The sequence below is a fragment of the Flavobacterium sp. LC2016-23 genome, assembly GCF_009674775.1.
Taxonomy (GTDB): Bacteria; Bacteroidota; Bacteroidia; order Flavobacteriales; family Flavobacteriaceae; genus Flavobacterium.
Genome location: NZ_WKKE01000026.1, coordinates 1 through 16,922 on the forward strand (window position 1 = coordinate 1; position 16,922 = coordinate 16,922).

At 36.7% G+C, this 16,922-nt stretch carries 14 protein-coding genes; 9 read left to right on the plus strand and 5 right to left on the minus strand.

Annotation, left to right across the window (positions count from 1 at the left end; translation table 11 throughout):
- Window positions 1-88 precede the first annotated feature (88 nt).
- Complete coding sequence (locus GJU43_RS19305; RefSeq protein WP_154343054.1) at window positions 89-1,279, minus strand: DUF5009 domain-containing protein; 1,191 nt, start codon at window positions 1,277-1,279, stop codon at window positions 89-91.
- A gap of 138 nt (window positions 1,280-1,417) precedes the next feature.
- Between GJU43_RS19305 and GJU43_RS19310 the strand changes: the two genes are divergently transcribed.
- The gene (locus GJU43_RS19310; protein WP_154343211.1) at window positions 1,418-2,155 is read left to right on the plus strand and encodes a tyrosine-protein phosphatase; all 738 of its coding nucleotides are present in this window, start codon (window positions 1,418-1,420) and stop codon (window positions 2,153-2,155) included.
- Here GJU43_RS19310 and GJU43_RS19315 read toward each other — a convergent pair whose 3' ends face one another.
- Complete coding sequence (locus GJU43_RS19315) at window positions 2,156-3,508, minus strand: undecaprenyl-phosphate glucose phosphotransferase (RefSeq protein ID WP_229655089.1); 1,353 nt, start codon at window positions 3,506-3,508, stop codon at window positions 2,156-2,158.
- A gap of 224 nt (window positions 3,509-3,732) precedes the next feature.
- On the opposite strand from GJU43_RS19315, the gene GJU43_RS19320 reads away from it, so the two are divergent.
- From GJU43_RS19320 to GJU43_RS19330, 3 genes are all read left to right on the plus strand, one after another.
- Complete coding sequence (locus tag GJU43_RS19320; RefSeq protein WP_154343058.1) at window positions 3,733-4,695, plus strand: T9SS C-terminal target domain-containing protein; 963 nt, start codon at window positions 3,733-3,735, stop codon at window positions 4,693-4,695.
- Between the two features lie 131 nt (window positions 4,696-4,826).
- Entirely contained in the window at window positions 4,827-5,249 is a 423-nt protein-coding gene (locus GJU43_RS19325; protein ID WP_154343060.1) for a helix-turn-helix domain-containing protein, read from the plus strand.
- A 262-nt stretch (window positions 5,250-5,511) separates the two neighbouring features.
- Window positions 5,512-7,374, plus strand: a complete 1,863-nt coding sequence (locus GJU43_RS19330; RefSeq protein WP_370455659.1) for an ABC-F family ATP-binding cassette domain-containing protein — start codon at window positions 5,512-5,514, stop codon at window positions 7,372-7,374.
- Window positions 7,375-7,541: 167 nt separating this feature from the next.
- Here the strand turns inward: GJU43_RS19330 and GJU43_RS19335 are convergent, their stop codons facing one another.
- Window positions 7,542-7,910 carry a four helix bundle protein gene (locus tag GJU43_RS19335; RefSeq protein WP_154343062.1) on the minus strand — a complete coding sequence of 123 codons (369 nt, stop codon included), beginning with the start codon at window positions 7,908-7,910 and terminating at the stop codon, window positions 7,542-7,544.
- Between the two features lie 98 nt (window positions 7,911-8,008).
- Window positions 8,009-9,562 (minus strand): SDR family oxidoreductase, encoded by a 1,554-nt coding sequence (locus GJU43_RS19340; RefSeq protein WP_370455660.1) that lies wholly within the window; start codon window positions 9,560-9,562, stop codon window positions 8,009-8,011.
- 127 nt (window positions 9,563-9,689) lie between these two features.
- Here GJU43_RS19340 and GJU43_RS19345 point away from each other — a divergent pair, with 127 nt between their 5' ends.
- Window positions 9,690-10,481: an O-methyltransferase gene (locus GJU43_RS19345; protein WP_154343064.1), complete on the plus strand. Its 792-nt coding sequence runs from the start codon at window positions 9,690-9,692 to the stop codon at window positions 10,479-10,481.
- A gap of 53 nt (window positions 10,482-10,534) precedes the next feature.
- Here the strand turns inward: GJU43_RS19345 and GJU43_RS19350 are convergent, their stop codons facing one another.
- Window positions 10,535-11,194, minus strand: a complete 660-nt coding sequence (locus GJU43_RS19350; protein ID WP_154343066.1) for a DUF6565 domain-containing protein — start codon at window positions 11,192-11,194, stop codon at window positions 10,535-10,537.
- A 296-nt stretch (window positions 11,195-11,490) separates the two neighbouring features.
- On the opposite strand from GJU43_RS19350, the gene GJU43_RS19355 reads away from it, so the two are divergent.
- The 4 genes from GJU43_RS19355 (at window position 11,491) to secA (ending at window position 16,758) form a co-directional block, all read left to right on the plus strand.
- On the plus strand, window positions 11,491-12,177 hold the full coding sequence (locus GJU43_RS19355; protein WP_154343068.1) for an ABC transporter ATP-binding protein: 687 nt from the start codon (window positions 11,491-11,493) through the stop codon (window positions 12,175-12,177).
- Between the two features lie 139 nt (window positions 12,178-12,316).
- Window positions 12,317-12,886 carry a cob(I)yrinic acid a,c-diamide adenosyltransferase gene (locus GJU43_RS19360; protein WP_154343070.1) on the plus strand — a complete coding sequence of 190 codons (570 nt, stop codon included), beginning with the start codon at window positions 12,317-12,319 and terminating at the stop codon, window positions 12,884-12,886.
- A gap of 218 nt (window positions 12,887-13,104) precedes the next feature.
- Window positions 13,105-13,326: a DUF2795 domain-containing protein gene (locus GJU43_RS19365; protein WP_007138072.1), complete on the plus strand. Its 222-nt coding sequence runs from the start codon at window positions 13,105-13,107 to the stop codon at window positions 13,324-13,326.
- Between the two features lie 87 nt (window positions 13,327-13,413).
- Window positions 13,414-16,758, plus strand: a complete 3,345-nt coding sequence (secA, locus tag GJU43_RS19370; protein WP_154343072.1) for a preprotein translocase subunit SecA — start codon at window positions 13,414-13,416, stop codon at window positions 16,756-16,758.
- Window positions 16,759-16,922: the final 164 nt, after the last annotated feature.

Below are 16,922 nucleotides of genomic sequence, written 5' to 3' on the forward strand. Positions count from 1 at the left end.
CGCAGTATTCAGTCGCAGTCGCAGTCGCAGTCTAGCTGAGACCGAGACTGCGACTGCGACTGCGACTGAATACTGCGACTAAAAACTGCTACAAATGCAGCTGGATCTTATACTTGTTGCAGATTTTCATGACCAAAAGCATGATCGTTGAAAAAACGAGACTCCAGATAATCCCCGGAATGCCTTCACGGAAATAGCCCGGAATAATATGAATTTCAAAAACTTTACAGAAATAATAAATAACGCCCGGTAAGATGTAAATTAACAGTGGGTTTGCCGCTGCAGGCATAAAGAAACCGCTCCATTTGGTCTGTTTCTTAATTTCCATCAGCCAATACAAAAAGTAAAACAGCACGGTACAAATGGCAGCCGAAAACATCGTCCAGGAAGGCGTTCCTTTTATTTTTGAGATTCCAAAATACGGTCGTAACAAATATCCGGTTACCAAAAACAATATTGCAAAACCGATCACGGGCCAATTGATTTTTGGAGTGACTTTTCGATCGAAAAACAATAACGAAATAATCACACCGGCAGTTACCACAGCAGCATGGGTTAAATGTCCGGCAATAAAACTAAGTACCGAATTTTGATGAATCAGTGATCCTTCGATTAAATTAAGTGAATTGGCAAAGACACAAATGATCAAAAACAAAATCATTGCCCCTAATTTTCCGCAAACCAGCCAGTAATACACTACTGTAAAAAGGTACGCCCAACCGATCAGTCCCAGAATGCCCCACCATTTTGGCGTCATACCAGTTGCTCCGGTATCCTGAACATATAAAAAATATAAGGCCACTAATACTAACATTCCGCCATATTGAAGCGTGTTTTTTAACCAGACCGGAAAATTTTTGGCATATTTATTCCAAATCGGAATTGGCATTGCATAGGCCAAAAGCCCCCAGAGAGCCGGAGTGATAATCATTTTTGAAGCATCATAGCCATATTCAGCATTCACCATAAAAACGCCAATAATGATTAAAGCCAAGGCTCTTTTTAACGTATGTGTCCAAATCGTTCTGGCACTATCACCTTTTAACAGTCGCGCATTGAATGCAAACGGAACCGACATTCCGACAATAAATAAAAATGCCGGAAAAACTACATCTACAAAAGTCATGGCATCTGCATCGGCCGGCATGTGTTTCATCCATTGTGGTACGTTTTTCACGCTTGCCAGCTCATTAACAAAAATCATTACAAAAATGGTAATTCCACGTAAAGCATCTATCGAAATAATCCTTTGATTGTATAAGTTTTCCTTTATTTTCATAAATTATTGCATTTTTAGTAACTTCAAATATAATATAATTACGAAATGAGAAGTTACATTGTTACCTTAATTTTGAGTGGTGAATTTCCGTTTAACAAATTCGCTAAAAACACATCCTTTTTTTTTTACTTTTGCGGCATGTTATCATTCTTTAAATCAAAACCGTTCCTGAAAGATCTTCTTTCCGATAATTATGTCGATATCCATTCGCATCTGTTACCGGGAATTGATGATGGCGCAAAAACTATAGCTGACACCCTAAAACTAGCAAGGTCTTTTGCCGAAATTGGCATTTCTCAATTTGTGACAACGCCACATATCAAACATCATTTCTGGGATAATTCGTCTGAGTCCATTAGGGCTAATCAGCTGGAAACTGCAATGGCATTAAAAGAAAATGGTATTCATACTCCCTTTCGGGCCGCTGCAGAATATTTCATGGACGACTGGTTTGAAAATCATTTTAAATCTGAAAAACTACTGACATTAAAAGACAATTATGTACTCGTAGAAATATCATACATTAGTCCGCCGGCACAATTACACAAAACACTTTTTGATTTGCAGGTAGCAGGTTACATTCCGGTTTTGGCACATCCGGAAAGGTATTTGTATTACCATCAAAACTTTGGTGAATACGAAAAACTAAAAAAGTCGGGTTGTTTGTTTCAATTGAACTTACTTGCGACAGTAGGCTATTATGGTACAGGAGTCACTAAAATTAGCGAAGAGTTATTGAAAAAAGGAATGTATGATTTTGCAGGCTCTGACGTGCATCATCACAACCATATTAAGGAATTGAACAAAAAAATAAAGATAAAGAGTGTTTCTGCCTTAAAGGAAGTTATTGCAAACAATCAATTTTTCAAATTTTAGCTAGTAGGCGTTCTCTTCTCCTTTAAAAATATTGATAATCGTTCTGACAATAATTTTCATATCCAAAAGCAGACTCCAGTTTTCGATGTACCAAATGTCGTAATCGACTCTGTTTTCCATGTCGATAAGTTCTTTCGTTTCGCCACGATAGCCATTCACCTGTGCCCAGCCTGTAATCCCGGGTTTTGCATATTGTCGCACTAAATAATTGTTGATCAGCTCACTATATTCTTTTGCCAGATTGACCATGTGCGGTCTTGGTCCGACGACCGACATATCTCCCCAAAAAACATTAAAAAACTGTGGCAATTCGTCTATACTTGTTTTGCGGATAAAAGCACCAAATTTGGTAATCCTTCTATCTCCTTTCCCTGCTTGTTTGTTGTGCGCCAAATCATTGACATACATGCTTCTGAATTTAAAGCACATAAAAGAACGGTTGTCCCTGCCCGAACGTTCCTGTTTGAAAAAAACCGGCCCACGGGATTCTATTTTAATTATGAGGGCAACTATTGGCAAAAGCCACGGAAAAATCAATAAAATAACCCCAAGCGAAAAACAAATATCAAATACCTTTTTGATAAGCCTGTTGGAAGCAAATTCCAAAGGTTCAGGGCGTAGCATAAGAACAGGAGTATTTCCATAAAACGTGACCTCAACTTTGCTTGATTTGGTGTACAATTGAAAATCAGGAATAAACTTGATACGAATCATGTTTTGTTCGCATATTTTCGTGAGCTTATTGATTACTTCAATTTTATCAATGTGAAGTGCCACATACATCTCGTCAATTTTTTCCTCAATGATAAAGCTCTCAATACGATCAAATCCACCTAAAAGCGGGCCTGAAAAACCGGGAGAGATCGCTTCTTTTTCATCAAAAAAACCTAAAAAACGGTAGCCGTACGTCAAATCCTTAGCCAGTATTCTTCGCATTCTTTCCCCTGTATCATTAGCCCCAACAATAATTATTTTTTTAAAATTAAATCCATTGGCTCTGATTTCTTTTAAAAGCTTCATTAATACATAACGCGAAATCATAATCAGCAAAAAGAAAAACAGGTAAAAATACAATAAGCGAAGCCTTGAAATATCTCCATATTTTAAAAAAACAACAAAAATTGCCACCAGTGCGGCATGGATCACAATTTTATTAATGGTTCTTTTAAATATCGATTCGATACGTTCAATTCGTATTATTCGATACGAATTCCGATGAAGCAATAAACCAATCCAGATTAAATTCATCAGTAAGGCAATCGTTTTTTCCTCTTTTAACAAAAGTTCCTTCAAATCTCCAAATCTCGCCAGTGCTGACAGATTTATTGCTACATTTAACAATAAAATATCCAAACAGACAAACAAAATTTTGAAGTAGCGGGAAAAACGGTAATGTGATATTTTTTGAGAAATTTTCATATTTGGGGGGAACTATCCTCAATACTTTTTTAGACTAAAATTCTGATCTAAGCAATGATGGTGCAAAATAACATTTAAATTGTATTTTTTGGTGTTATTTTAAAATCAATTTATTTTAAAATTTTACTTTTAACCCATTTGAATCCAAAACACCTGCAATGCTAAAATTCTTTTTATTATTTATACTCACAACATCCCTTTCGTATGCTCAGATTTCCGGCTGTACAGACCCGCTTGCTAAGAATTACAATCCGGCCGCCACACTTAACGACGGAAGTTGCCAGTATAAATCTTTAAAAATAAAACCGGAGTATTCCATTCGGTTAAGTGATTCCTTAAAAGAAACTTCCGGATTAATTGCCTTTAACGGTTTGTTATGGTCACACAATGATGATCACGATACCACACTTTACGGATTGGATTCTTTGGGAAAAATCAAAAAAAAAGTCATTCTCAACACTGTAAACCACGACTGGGAAGAAATTTCACAGGATAGTAGCCATTTGTACGTTGGTGATTTTGGAAATAATTTCAGGGGAAACCGAGTGGATCTGCATATTTTAAAAATTGAAAAAAAATCTTTTTTAGAAGGAGTTCCTAAAATGGATACGATTTCATTCTCCTATTCTGACCAAACCGATTTTAGTGCCCAAAAAGGAAACACGACCAATTTTGACTGTGAAGCTTTTATTGCCACCAGAGACAGCATTTATTTATTTTCCAAACAATGGACTTCTTCCCAAACCAGCATTTATGTTTTACCCAATCAACCCGGAAAACAGATTGCGCAATACAAAGAAACCCTTAATACAGAAGGTTTGGTCACCGGAGCCACTTATCTGGAATCAAAAAAACGGATTGTCCTTTGTGGGTATTCCAAAACAGGGAAAACTTTTTTATATCTTTTGTATGATTTTAAAGACCATAATTTCTTAACCGGAAACAAAAGGAAAATTGATCTCAATCTTCCTTTTCATCAGATTGAAGGTATTGCAACACGCGACGGTCTTCATTATTATGTAACGAATGAAAGCCTGGTCCGGAAACCAATTCTGAATGTTCCGCAGCAAATTCATTATTTTGATTTGAGTGCCTTATTGAATTCCGATACCGACAAATAATTCACAAATCGAAATACTATAAGCTTAGTATTACAAAAACACATTTACATGAATTTTTTTTTATCTTTGAAATTCATACTTTTTCATCCAAATGGCTTTATCTTTGAGCCTTCATAAAATTGATATTCATTATGGAACAAAAAATACATCAGGGAAGAAACGTAAAACGTTTCAGAGAAATGCTTGGAATCAAACAAGAGGCATTGGCTTTTGATTTGGGAAATGACTGGAATCAGAAGAAAATTTCTATACTGGAGCAAAAAGAAGAAATTGAAGAGGATATACTGAATCAAATCTCACATACATTAAAAATTCCTGTGGAAGCTTTTCGAAATTTTGATGAGGAGCAAGCGGTGAATATTATTTCGAATACTTTCGGAGACAATACTTCTGTTGGTGAAAATGCTTGTGTTGGAAATTCTAATTCCACATTCAACTTCAATCCAATCGCAGAGTTAAAAAAAATTCACGATGAAAAAATTGATTTATACGAGCGTATGCTGAAAGAGAAAGATGAAATGATGGAACAACTTAAAAAATTAATCAATAAATAATTGCCTAATAATTATTCACAAGACATAGTAATACACAAAGAGACTTTCGAGTCTCTTTTTTGGTTTTGGGAATTAACCTTTCTTGTGTCTTATTGGAAAAGGCTTGAAAAGAATTTATCAGCTATCGTTGACCTTATCCGGGGCATTGGGATTCCATCTGCATAAATAATTCGCAAATCGCAATATAATAACTTACTTTTGCAAAAAAGTTGTGATTTGTAAAACCTTCATAACTTATAATTTATAACTCATAATTTACAAAGTGAATTACTTATCTGTAGAAAATATATCGAAGTCGTTTGGGGAAAGAACCTTATTTGACAACATCTCATTCGGAATCAATAAAGACCAAAAGATTGCTTTTATTGCCAAAAATGGTTCTGGAAAAACAACCATCATGAGCATTATTAACGGTTTGGACGAACCGGACACCGGTCAGGTCGTTTTACGAAAAGGAATCCGCATGGCTTTTCTTTCGCAGGACAACAATCTTCAGGAAGAACTGACGATCGAAGAAAGTATTTTCGCTTCAGATAATGAGACACTTAAAGTAATTGAAGCCTACGAAAAAGCATTAGAAAATCCGGATGACGAAGAAGCCTACCAAAAAGCTTTTGACGGAATGGATCAGCACAATGCATGGGATTTTGAAACCCAATACAAACAGATTTTATTCAAATTAAAACTCGAAGATTTTAAATTAAAAGTAAAAAATCTTTCCGGTGGACAAAAGAAGCGTCTTTCTTTGGCCATCATATTGATCAATCGTCCTGATTTATTGATTCTGGATGAGCCAACCAACCACTTAGATCTGGAGATGATCGAATGGCTTGAAAGTTATTTTTCCAAAGAAAACATAACGTTGTTCATGGTGACGCACGACCGTTTCTTTTTAGAGCGTGTTTGTAACGAAATCATTGAATTGGATAACGGAAAATTATACCAGTACAAAGGAAATTACTCGTATTATTTAGAGAAAAAAGAAGAACGAATTACGTCTGAAAACGCGAGTGTTGACAAAGCTAAAAACTTATTCGTAAAAGAACTGGAATGGATGCGCCGTCAGCCAAAAGCGAGAACGACTAAGTCAAAATCGCGTCAGGATGATTTTTATGTAATCAAGGAAAAAGCACAAAGCCGTCGTCAGGAAAACAAAGTCGAGCTTGAAATCAATATGGAACGTATGGGAAGCAAGATTATTGAGCTTCACAAAATCTCCAAAAAATTTAAAGACCACGTCATTCTGGATCAGTTTAGTTTTGATTTCCAGCGTGGCGCACGTATCGGAATCATTGGTAAAAACGGAACCGGGAAATCAACCTTCCTGAACCTTCTTACCGGAACACTTCCGCTGGATAGTGGACGCGTAGTCAAAGGCGAAACGATAAAAATTGGTTATTACACCCAAAGCGGAATCAACCCGAAACCGAATCAGCGTGTGATTGATATTATAAAAGAATACGGTGAATTTATTCCGCTTGCGAAAGGCAGAATGATTTCGGCTTCACAATTGCTGGAACGTTTTCTTTTTGATGCTAAAAAACAATATGATTTTGTAGAAAAATTAAGTGGTGGAGAATTAAAACGTCTGTATTTATGTACCGTTTTGATTCAGAATCCAAACTTCCTGATTCTCGATGAGCCAACCAACGATTTGGATATTGTAACGCTAAACGTTTTAGAGAGTTTCCTTTTGGATTACCCTGGCTGTTTGCTTGTGGTATCGCACGACCGTTATTTCATGGATAAAATTGTCGATCATTTATTTGTTTTCAGAGGAAACGGTGAAATCGAGAATTTCCCGGGAAACTATTCTGATTTCAGAGCCTATGAAGATAGTGCCGATGTAGCGCAAAAAGAAGAAAACAAAGCAGAAAAGAAAGACTGGAAACAAAATAATCCGACAGGAAATCTGACTTTCAATGAGCAAAAAGAATATCAAAAACTGGAAAGAGAAATTAAAGATTTGGAAATTGACAAAACCAAAATCGAACAATTATTCTCTGACGGAAAAGTAGCCGACGCCGATATCGAGAAAAAAGCAAACGAACTGCAAAATATCATCAACAAAATAGACCAGAAAGAAGAGCGTTGGTTTGAGCTTTCTGCGAAGATTGAAGGGTAGTTTTTAGTATTCAGTCGCAGTTTTCAGTTTTCAGTGAATTGTCGAAATTCTTTGGGTTAAAAATTAAAAAAAAAACCATAACAAAAAAACATTTTGTTATGGTTTTTTTATGTTGAAACCCGCTGAAAACTGCCACTGCGACTGAAAACTGAAAACTGCGACTGAGACTAAACAATACACCCAAATTTCCCGGGATTGTTTATCATGTAGTTAATCAGCCTTCCGATTTCTATGCTTTTATAATTTAAATTATCAAATGTATTTTTACTGATGTAGTTGCATTGTAGCGAAAATTCCAGCCAGACATTCGTCTCAGAATTTTCCGCATCACTATCGGTCAACTTGCTTATAAAATGATTTATATATCTTCTCTTTCTATAGGATTCAGAAATATTAGCACTTACACTTCTTGAGGAACGACGTATTTGATCCGTAAGAGAATATTTTTCTTCAGATGGAAATGATTTTGATATTTCAAATATTTCCATTGCAAGCTCAAATGATTTTTTATAAGCCAGTAATTCCTTAAAATCCATGAATTTAATTTTTCACAATGATAATAAAAAAATAAGAAAAAACCTTCTTTTTACTAAAAATAAAGACCGAGACTGAGACCGAGACTGCGACTAACCCCCTACCACGGAATCGGATTATAATCCTTCAAAAACTTCCCGCACCAGTGTTTTCCTGTATTGATTCCGTCGAACAAAGGATCCATAACTCTTGCCGCACCGTCTACAATATCCAATGGCGGCTGAAAATCTTCCAATTCCTGTTTCTTTTTGGCCAGTTCGGCAGGATCTTCATCGGTTACCCAGCCGGTATCGACAGCATTCATAAAAATACCATGTTTCGCCAGCGTTCCCGAAGAAGTATGGGTCAGCATGTTCAAAGCAGCCTTCGCCATATTGGTATGTGGATGGCGGTCTTCCTTAAAAAAGCGGTGGAATTTCCCCTCCATTGCCGAAACATTTATAATGTGTTTTTTTCCGGTATTGTCTTTCTTCATGACTTCCGAAAGGCGGTTACAGAGCACAAAAGGAGCCACTGAATTGACCAATTGCACCTCAATCATTTCCGTCGTTTCGATTTGTCCCAATCTCAAACGCCAGCTGTTTGTTTTCCGCAAATCTACCTGCTGTAAATCGGCATCGAGTTCTCCTTCCGGAAAAACTTCGTTTGCCACCAGGGCATTATCAAAAGAATACGGAATCTGCGATAATTTGGCCGAAGCACGTAACCCAATTCCCGGTTCAGGTCCGTGCCAGGTCACCGGCATATTTTGGTTTGAAGAAGCTCCGCTTGTCAGGATTTTTAATTCATCGAGACAATTGATATGATCCAGTAACAATTCCTGAGCCTGTTTTGGCAAAGAAGCAATGGAACGCTCCTCATTTTCCATTAAATGCGTATAAAAACCCGCAGGACGTCTCACCGTCTGGGCCGCATTATTGATCAAAATATCCAGTCGCTCGTATTTTTGTTCGATAAAATTGCAGAAAATTTCCACACTTGGAATATGTCGTAAATCCAGTCCATGAATTTTCAACCGATGCCCCCATTCCATAAAATCGTCTTCTTTAGAAAAACGCAGGGCAGAGTCCACAGGAAAACGGGTGGTTGCAATCACAGTTGCCCCGCCGCGTAAAAGCATCAGCGTAATGTGATACCCAATTTTTAAACGGGAACCGGTAATTACAGCAATCTGTCCTTTTACATCAGCCGTCTGAAAACGTTTGGCATAATTAAAATCACCACAGTCGGTACACATCGTATCATAAAAATGGTGCATTTTAGTAAAGCCCGTTTTACAGACATAACAGTTTCTGGGTGTTTCTAATTCTAATTGTTCTTTATGATCCAGATCATTAAAAGCCAATAATTTGGGAGCCACAAACACACTTGCTTCACGCGCATGACGTATTCCGGTTTCTTTGCGGGCCGTTTTGTCTTTCTTTTCCATTTTGCGTTTTGCCGCTTGTTTCCCATCCTTAATTCTTCTGGAAAACTCACCACGATCCGGTCTGGAGAACATTCCTGCCTCTTTGATCAACGCGATTCGCTGTTCTTTCGGAATATCAAATATCTGATTGGTATCGGTATTCAATTGTGCCAGGATGGCAATGCATCGCTCAATTTCTTCCGGAGTTATTATATTCCTGTCTTCTGATTCTTCCTTCAGCATCATAAAATGTGTATTATTTCAAGGCCGCAAATATACTCTTTTAACAGTGCAATACACTTCTTAAAACCTATTGGCTTTTGGGTATTCTCTTTCGTATTTGTATCTTCGTCGCCACTTTGTAACTGTTGCTATGCTATTTCAGATAAAATCATATTTAAAATTTCTTTGGAACTCCAAAAACGAACATGCCGTTCATTCTCCGTTTGTATTTCATTTACTAACGAAATGTTTTTACGACAAAAAAGCAAAGCCGGAATATGCAATTCTGAAAAAGTACAGGAAATCACTTTTGGAAAATAAAAACGTTATTGAAGTAACCGATTTTGGTGCCGGTTCGAAAGTTTTTAAATCGAATACCAGGCAAATTGCAAAAATTGCAAAAACAGCCGGAATATCTCCAAAACGTGCCGAATTATTATTTCGTGTCGTTCGCTATTTTCAGCCGAATACTATTTTAGAAATCGGAACCTCATTGGGTTTGGCCACTTCTGCCCTGGCGTTAGGCAATCTAAACGCAAAAGTAATTACGTTAGAAGGCTGTCCGCAAACTGCAAATCAATCTCAATTACAACTGCAAAAATTTAATTTCAATAATGTCAATTCAGTTATAACAGAATTCGAAAAGTATTTGCAAGAGATCAAACTGAGACTGAAAACTGAGACTGAAAACTTTGAACTAATCTATTTTGACGGCAATCATTCTAAAAAAGCGACTCTCGCCTATTTTGAACTTTTATTACCAACTATAACCAATGATTGTGTCTGGATTTTCGATGATATTCACTGGTCTGCTGAAATGGAAGAAGCCTGGGGAATTATTAAAAATCATCCAAAAGTAAAAGTAACGATCGATACATTTCAATGGGGATTCGTTTTTTTCAGGCGAGAACAGAAAAAAGAACATTTTATCATCAGGGCATAAAAAAAATGACAACCATTTCTGATTGTCATTTCTTTACTTATTACAATTTTTTTTTACTTTTTAGCAGCTGCTGTTTCTTCAGATTTAGCTCCCATTCTGTTAAGCGTATACATTGGTGCAAATTTCAATTTCAAACCTGCAATTTTTCTGTTATCTGAAGAGGTAAGACCTTCTTTTTCAACTGTATTTTTACGGCTGTCAAGTGCTTCGTACATCAATTTAATTTCATCCCAGTCTTCACGAGAATAACTGTCTTTGTTATTTTCTACTGTATGAACAAATTGTTGGTACACACTATGAATATTTTGAGCATTTACCCAGTTAAAACTCATGTCTTCACCTATTTTTCCTTCACCAAATAATGCATTACGCAATTGTTGTTTAGGACTTGGTGCGGGCGGTGCTAAAACTTTCGTCATTTCATTTTTAAACTCTTCGTATTTAACTTTACTTGTGTTTATTTTTTCTGTTTCTGCTGTATTGTCTTTAATATCGGCAAGAGCCAACTGTGCATTTTCTGCTCTTCTGTTGTATTCAGCATCTACATCTTTCCAGTCTGCTTTCAGATCATCTGCTGCAACATTCTTTACTGAATCGACATAGGTCACATAAGCGTCGATTGTCTTTTTCGCATTTTCCTGTTTTTCATCCTTACATGATGTGAAGCTTAAAGCTATTAATGCAATACCCGATACAATTTGTATATTTCTCATAATTTTGATTATTTAAATGTTATAGAGCAAATATAGTTAAAAAATTGAATAATCATAAATTATTTTGAATAATTTAATATTAATTTTAAATATAATTTAATTAAAAATTAAAAATATGATAATTATGTAAAAATAAATCAGAATCATATAACAAGGATTTTTTAAATGTTTTATAATTTTTAAGAAACAGGAAAATCAAGCCGGTAAATACAATTTTGTAACAAAAATCAATTAAAGACTACTTATCGATTATTGAAAAGTGTTTTGTACTTTTAAAACCAAAATTGTAAAACGAAATGGCAAATCCATTAATTAAAATAACGGACATCAAACGAGACTTTGTTCTGGGCAACGAAATTGTTTATGTCTTAAAAGGTATTGATTTAGAAATAAACAAAGGCGAGTATGTAGCTTTAATGGGCCCTTCGGGATCCGGAAAATCGACTTTAATGAATTTGCTTGGATGTCTCGATACGCCAACATCCGGACATTATGTTTTAAACGGAAAGGATGTAAGCCAGATGCGTGATGATGAACTGGCAGAAATCAGAAACAAAGAAATTGGTTTCGTTTTTCAGACCTTCAACCTTTTGCCGCGAACTACCGCTTTAGATAATGTAGCTTTACCTATGATATATGCAGGACATTCTAAATCGGAACGTGTCTTACGTGCCACAGAAGTGCTGAAACAGGTAAATCTTGCCGACAGAATGGACCATCAGCCGAATCAGCTTTCGGGAGGACAAAGACAACGTGTGGCCATTGCCCGTGCTCTGGTCAACAAACCTTCCATAATCCTGGCCGACGAACCAACCGGAAACTTAGACAGTAAGACTTCCGTAGAAATCATGAAACTCTTCGGAGACATTCATGCACTGGGAAATACCGTTATTCTCGTAACACACGAAGAAGATATTGCTGCCTACGCACACCGTATTATCCGATTACGCGATGGTTTAATTGAAAGTGATACCACAAAATAATTTCTAAATAGTTGAAATCGTTTATTTGTTGAATCGTTTAATCGGGAAACTATTTACCTGTTATTTGGGTAACCGTTTAATAAGGAAAGGGGAAAACTTAGTTCCTCAGCAACTTAGAATCTTAGCATCTTAAAAAAAAATGAAAGTATATACAAAAACCGGAGATAAAGGAACAACCGCCCTCTTTGGAGGCGACCGTGTTCCCAAAGATCACATCAGAATTGACAGTTACGGAACTGTTGATGAACTGAACTCTTATATAGGACTAATACGCGATCAGGAAATTGATCTCCATTATAAAACGATTTTAATTGAAATTCAGGATCGTTTATTTACGGTAGGCGCCATTTTGGCAACTCCTGCAGAAAAAGAAGTGCTCAAAAATGGTCAACTCAGGTTAAAAAACCTGGGAATAATTGATTCCGATATTGAATTATTGGAAAATGAGATTGATAAAATGGAAGAAAGTCTTCCGCAAATGACGCATTTCGTTTTACCGGGCGGACACCCAACCGTGTCACATTGTCATATTGCAAGATGTATTTGCCGCCGAGCAGAGCGTTTGGCAGTACATTTAAGCCATAATGAACACGTACCCGAAATTGCCATACAGTACCTAAACCGACTTTCTGACTACCTTTTTGTCTTGGCACGGAAGTTGTCCTCTGACTTAAAAGCGGAGGAAGTGAAATGGATTCCGAGGAAGTAAACAGTCGCAGTTTTCAGTTTTTCAGACTGCAAACCAGCACCAAAAACTGAATACTAAAAAGTACAGTAATTAGAGCCAAATTTCAATTTTAAGACTGAAAACTGGCACTGAAAACTGAATACTAGTAAAGACGTTCTTAAATTTTCTTAAAATAAATCAAAATTTACTTGTCTTTTTCAGTAAAAAATTTATTTTTGCACAAACTAAACAGATAACAGATGTATTGGACATTAGAATTAGCATCTTATTTAAGTGATGCGCCATGGCCTGCTAACAAAGATGAACTTATAGACTACGCTATTAGAGCTGGTGCTCCATTAGAAGTAGTAGAAAACCTTCAGTCTATTGAAGATGAAGGAGAGATATATGAATCAATGGAAGAAATTTGGCCTGATTATCCAACAGACGAAGATTATCTTTGGAATGAGGATGAATATTAAAAAATAAACCAAAGGAAAAAGTCTCATCACAGAGGCTTTTTTTTTGGTTCAAATACACATTTACATAATATAGAAATACAATAAATCATGAGTTTCATAAACAGTATTATTAAAGTCTTTGTAGGTGACAAGTCACAGAAAGATGTCAAAGCTTTACAACCTTATTTAAATAAAATTAAAACATTCGAAACCAGCTTAATGAGTTTGTCTCATGACGAATTGAGAGCCAGAACCGTATATTTTAAAGACAGAATTAAAGAAGCCAGAGCTGACAAAGATGCTAAAATTGCTTCGCTTAAAGCAGAAGTTGAAAACATCGAAGACATTGACAAAAGAGAAGATCTTTATGATGCTATTGATGCTCTTGAAAAAGAGGCTTATGAAATCTCAGAGAAAACTTTATTAGAAATTCTTCCTGAAGCATTTTCTGTTGTTAAAGAAACGGCACGCCGTTTTAAAGACAATTCTTTTATTGAAGTGACTGCTACAGCAAAAGACAGAGAATTTTCTGCAACAAAATCATACGTTACCATAGAAGGTGACAAAGCTACATGGGCTAATAAATGGAATGCTGCCGGTAAAGAAATTACCTGGGACATGATTCATTATGATGTTCAGTTAATTGGCGGAATGGTTTTGCACGAAGGTAAAGTTGCCGAAATGCAAACGGGGGAAGGTAAAACGCTGGTGGCTACACTTCCGCTTTACTTAAACGCTTTGACCGGAAACGGAGTGCATCTGGTAACTGTGAATGATTATCTGGCAAAACGTGATAGTACATGGAAAGCACCATTGTTCGAATTTCACGGTTTAACTGTAGATTGTATCGACAATCACCAGCCAAGTACAGAACAAAGAAAAAAAGCCTACGACGCCGATATCACTTACGGAACCAACAACGAATTTGGTTTTGACTACTTAAGAGATAACATGGCACATTCGCCAAGCGACTTAGTACAAAGAAAACACAATTATGCCATTGTCGATGAGGTCGATTCTGTATTGATTGATGATGCAAGAACACCACTTATTATTTCAGGACCGGTTCCTCAGGGAGATCGTCATGAATTTAATGAATTAAAACCGAAAATCGAAAACTTAGTGGCGCAGCAACGTCAGTTAGCAAACGGTTTTTTGTCTGAAGCAAAAAAATTAATCAAAGAAGGAAACACCAAAGAAGGCGGATTCTTATTATTAAGAGCGTACAGAAGTTTACCTAAAAACAAAGCATTAATTAAATTTTTGAGTGAAGAAGGAATCAAACAATTGCTTCAAAAAACCGAAAATCAATACATGCAGGATAACAATCGCGAAATGCATAAAGTCGATGAGGCTTTGTATTTTGTAATTGAAGAAAAAAACAATCAGGTTGAATTGACTGATAACGGTATCCAATACCTTTCAGGAGATACAGATGCTGACTTTTTCGTACTTCCGGATATTGGAACTGAAATTGCAGCAATCGAAAAACAAAAATTAGACAAAGACGCTGAAGCGGAAGCAAGAGAAAAATTATTCCAGGATTTTGGCGTAAAAAGCGAGCGTATCCATACGTTAACGCAACTTTTAAAAGCGTACGCTTTGTTTGAAAAAGATGTTGAGTATGTGATCATGGACAACAAAATTATGATTGTCGATGAGCAAACCGGTCGTATCATGGATGGTCGTCGCTATTCTGACGGTTTACACCAGGCGATTGAAGCAAAAGAAAATGTAAAAATCGAAGCTGCCACGCAAACTTTTGCCACCGTTACATTACAGAATTATTTCAGAATGTACAGCAAATTGGGTGGTATGACAGGTACGGCCGTTACAGAAGCCGGAGAGTTATGGCAGATTTACAAACTGGATGTTGTTGAAATTCCAACCAACCGTCCAATTTCAAGACAAGACAAAGAAGATTATATCTACAAAACAACACGTGAGAAATTCAACGCTGTAATTGAAGATGTAACAGAATTATCAAATGCAGGAAGACCTGTTTTAATTGGAACAACTTCTGTAGAGATATCAGAATTATTAAGCCGAATGTTGAAAATGAGAGGCGTTACCCATAACGTTTTGAATGCTAAAATGCACAAACAAGAGGCGCAGATTGTAGAAGAAGCAGGTAAAGCCGGAGTCGTAACCATTGCCACAAACATGGCTGGTCGTGGTACCGATATTAAATTATCACCGGAAGTAAAAGCTGCCGGAGGTTTAGCAATCGTGGGTACAGAGCGTCATGATTCCCGTCGTGTAGACAGACAGTTACGTGGTCGTGCAGGACGTCAGGGAGATCCGGGAAGTTCTCAGTTTTATGTTTCTCTTGAAGATAACCTTATGCGTTTATTTGGTTCTGAAAGAGTTGCAAAAGTGATGGACAGAATGGGACTTCAGGAAGGGGAAGTGATCCAGCATTCGATGATGACCAAATCTATCGAGCGTGCTCAGAAAAAAGTAGAAGAAAATAACTTTGGTGTTCGTAAGCGTTTATTAGAATATGATGACGTTATGAACTCACAACGTGAGGTAGTTTACAAACGTCGTCGTCACGCCTTATTTGGTGAGCGTCTGAAACTGGATATCGCCAACATGCTTTACGATACCTGCGAATTAATCGTAAGCCAGAACAAAGCTGCAAATGATTTTAAAACCTTTGATTTTGATTTAATTCGTTATTTCGGAATTACCTCTCCAATTGCTGAAGCTGATTTTACGAAATTAACTGATATTGAAATTACAGGAAAAGTATACAAAGAAGCTTTGGCATTCTATACAGAGAAAACAGAAAGAAGCGCAAGAGAAGCTTTCCCTATCATCAAAGGAGTTTATGAAGAGCCAAACAATCATTTTGAGCGTATTGTAGTTCCGTTTACAGATGGAATAAAAACACTGAATGTGGTTACGGACCTGAAAAAAGCATACGATAGCGAAGGAGCGCAATTAATTGCTGATTTCGAGAAAAACATTACTTTATCTATTGTAGATGAGGCGTGGAAAAAACACTTGCGTAAAATGGACGAATTGAAACAATCTGTTCAGTTAGCCGTTCACGAACAAAAAGATCCGCTGCTTATCTACAAATTAGAAGCTTTTAATTTGTTCAGAGGGATGTTAGACAACGTAAACAAAGAGGTAATTTCATTCTTATTCAAAGGTGATTTACCGGCTCAGAACGTTCCTGAAATTCACGAAGCAAAAGAAGTTCGTCAAAAAGAAAACTTCAAATTAAGCAAAGATGAAATCGTTAACAGCGAAGACATCAACCGCGAAGCAGGCGAAACGCAACAACGTCAGGTTACGGAAACAATCGTAAGAGATATGCCAAAAATTAACCGTAATGATACTGTAACAGTTCAGGAAGTTGCTACCGGTAAAACCGAAACAATGAAATTCAAAAAAGCAGAAACCCTATTGGCGTCAGGTGCCTGGGTTCTTGTTAAGGAATAATTTTCAGTATACAGTCTCAGTTTACAGTCTCAGCATGAAACTGTAAACTGCAGCTGCGACTAAAAGTCTTAAACCCGACAGGTTTTGAAAACCTGTCGGGTTTGTCTTTTAAAATAGTTTCCATTAAAACTGAGACTGAGACTGAGACTTAGACCGCGACTGAG

Coding starts and splice junctions, on each gene's coding strand:
- GJU43_RS19305 (WP_154343054.1), bottom strand. CDS start 1,279: ATGAAAATAAAGGAAAACTTATACAATCAAAGGATTATTTCGATAGAT.
- GJU43_RS19310 (WP_154343211.1), top strand. CDS start 1,418: ATGTTATCATTCTTTAAATCAAAACCGTTCCTGAAAGATCTTCTTTCC.
- GJU43_RS19320 (WP_154343058.1), top strand. CDS start 3,733: ATGCTAAAATTCTTTTTATTATTTATACTCACAACATCCCTTTCGTAT.
- GJU43_RS19325 (WP_154343060.1), top strand. CDS start 4,827: ATGGAACAAAAAATACATCAGGGAAGAAACGTAAAACGTTTCAGAGAA.
- GJU43_RS19335 (WP_154343062.1), bottom strand. CDS start 7,910: ATGGATTTTAAGGAATTACTGGCTTATAAAAAATCATTTGAGCTTGCA.
- GJU43_RS19340 (WP_370455660.1), bottom strand. CDS start 9,562: ATGATGCTGAAGGAAGAATCAGAAGACAGGAATATAATAACTCCGGAA.
- GJU43_RS19345 (WP_154343064.1), top strand. CDS start 9,690: ATGCTATTTCAGATAAAATCATATTTAAAATTTCTTTGGAACTCCAAA.
- GJU43_RS19350 (WP_154343066.1), bottom strand. CDS start 11,194: ATGAGAAATATACAAATTGTATCGGGTATTGCATTAATAGCTTTAAGC.
- GJU43_RS19355 (WP_154343068.1), top strand. CDS start 11,491: ATGGCAAATCCATTAATTAAAATAACGGACATCAAACGAGACTTTGTT.
- GJU43_RS19360 (WP_154343070.1), top strand. CDS start 12,317: ATGAAAGTATATACAAAAACCGGAGATAAAGGAACAACCGCCCTCTTT.
- GJU43_RS19365 (WP_007138072.1), top strand. CDS start 13,105: ATGTATTGGACATTAGAATTAGCATCTTATTTAAGTGATGCGCCATGG.
- secA (WP_154343072.1), top strand. CDS start 13,414: ATGAGTTTCATAAACAGTATTATTAAAGTCTTTGTAGGTGACAAGTCA.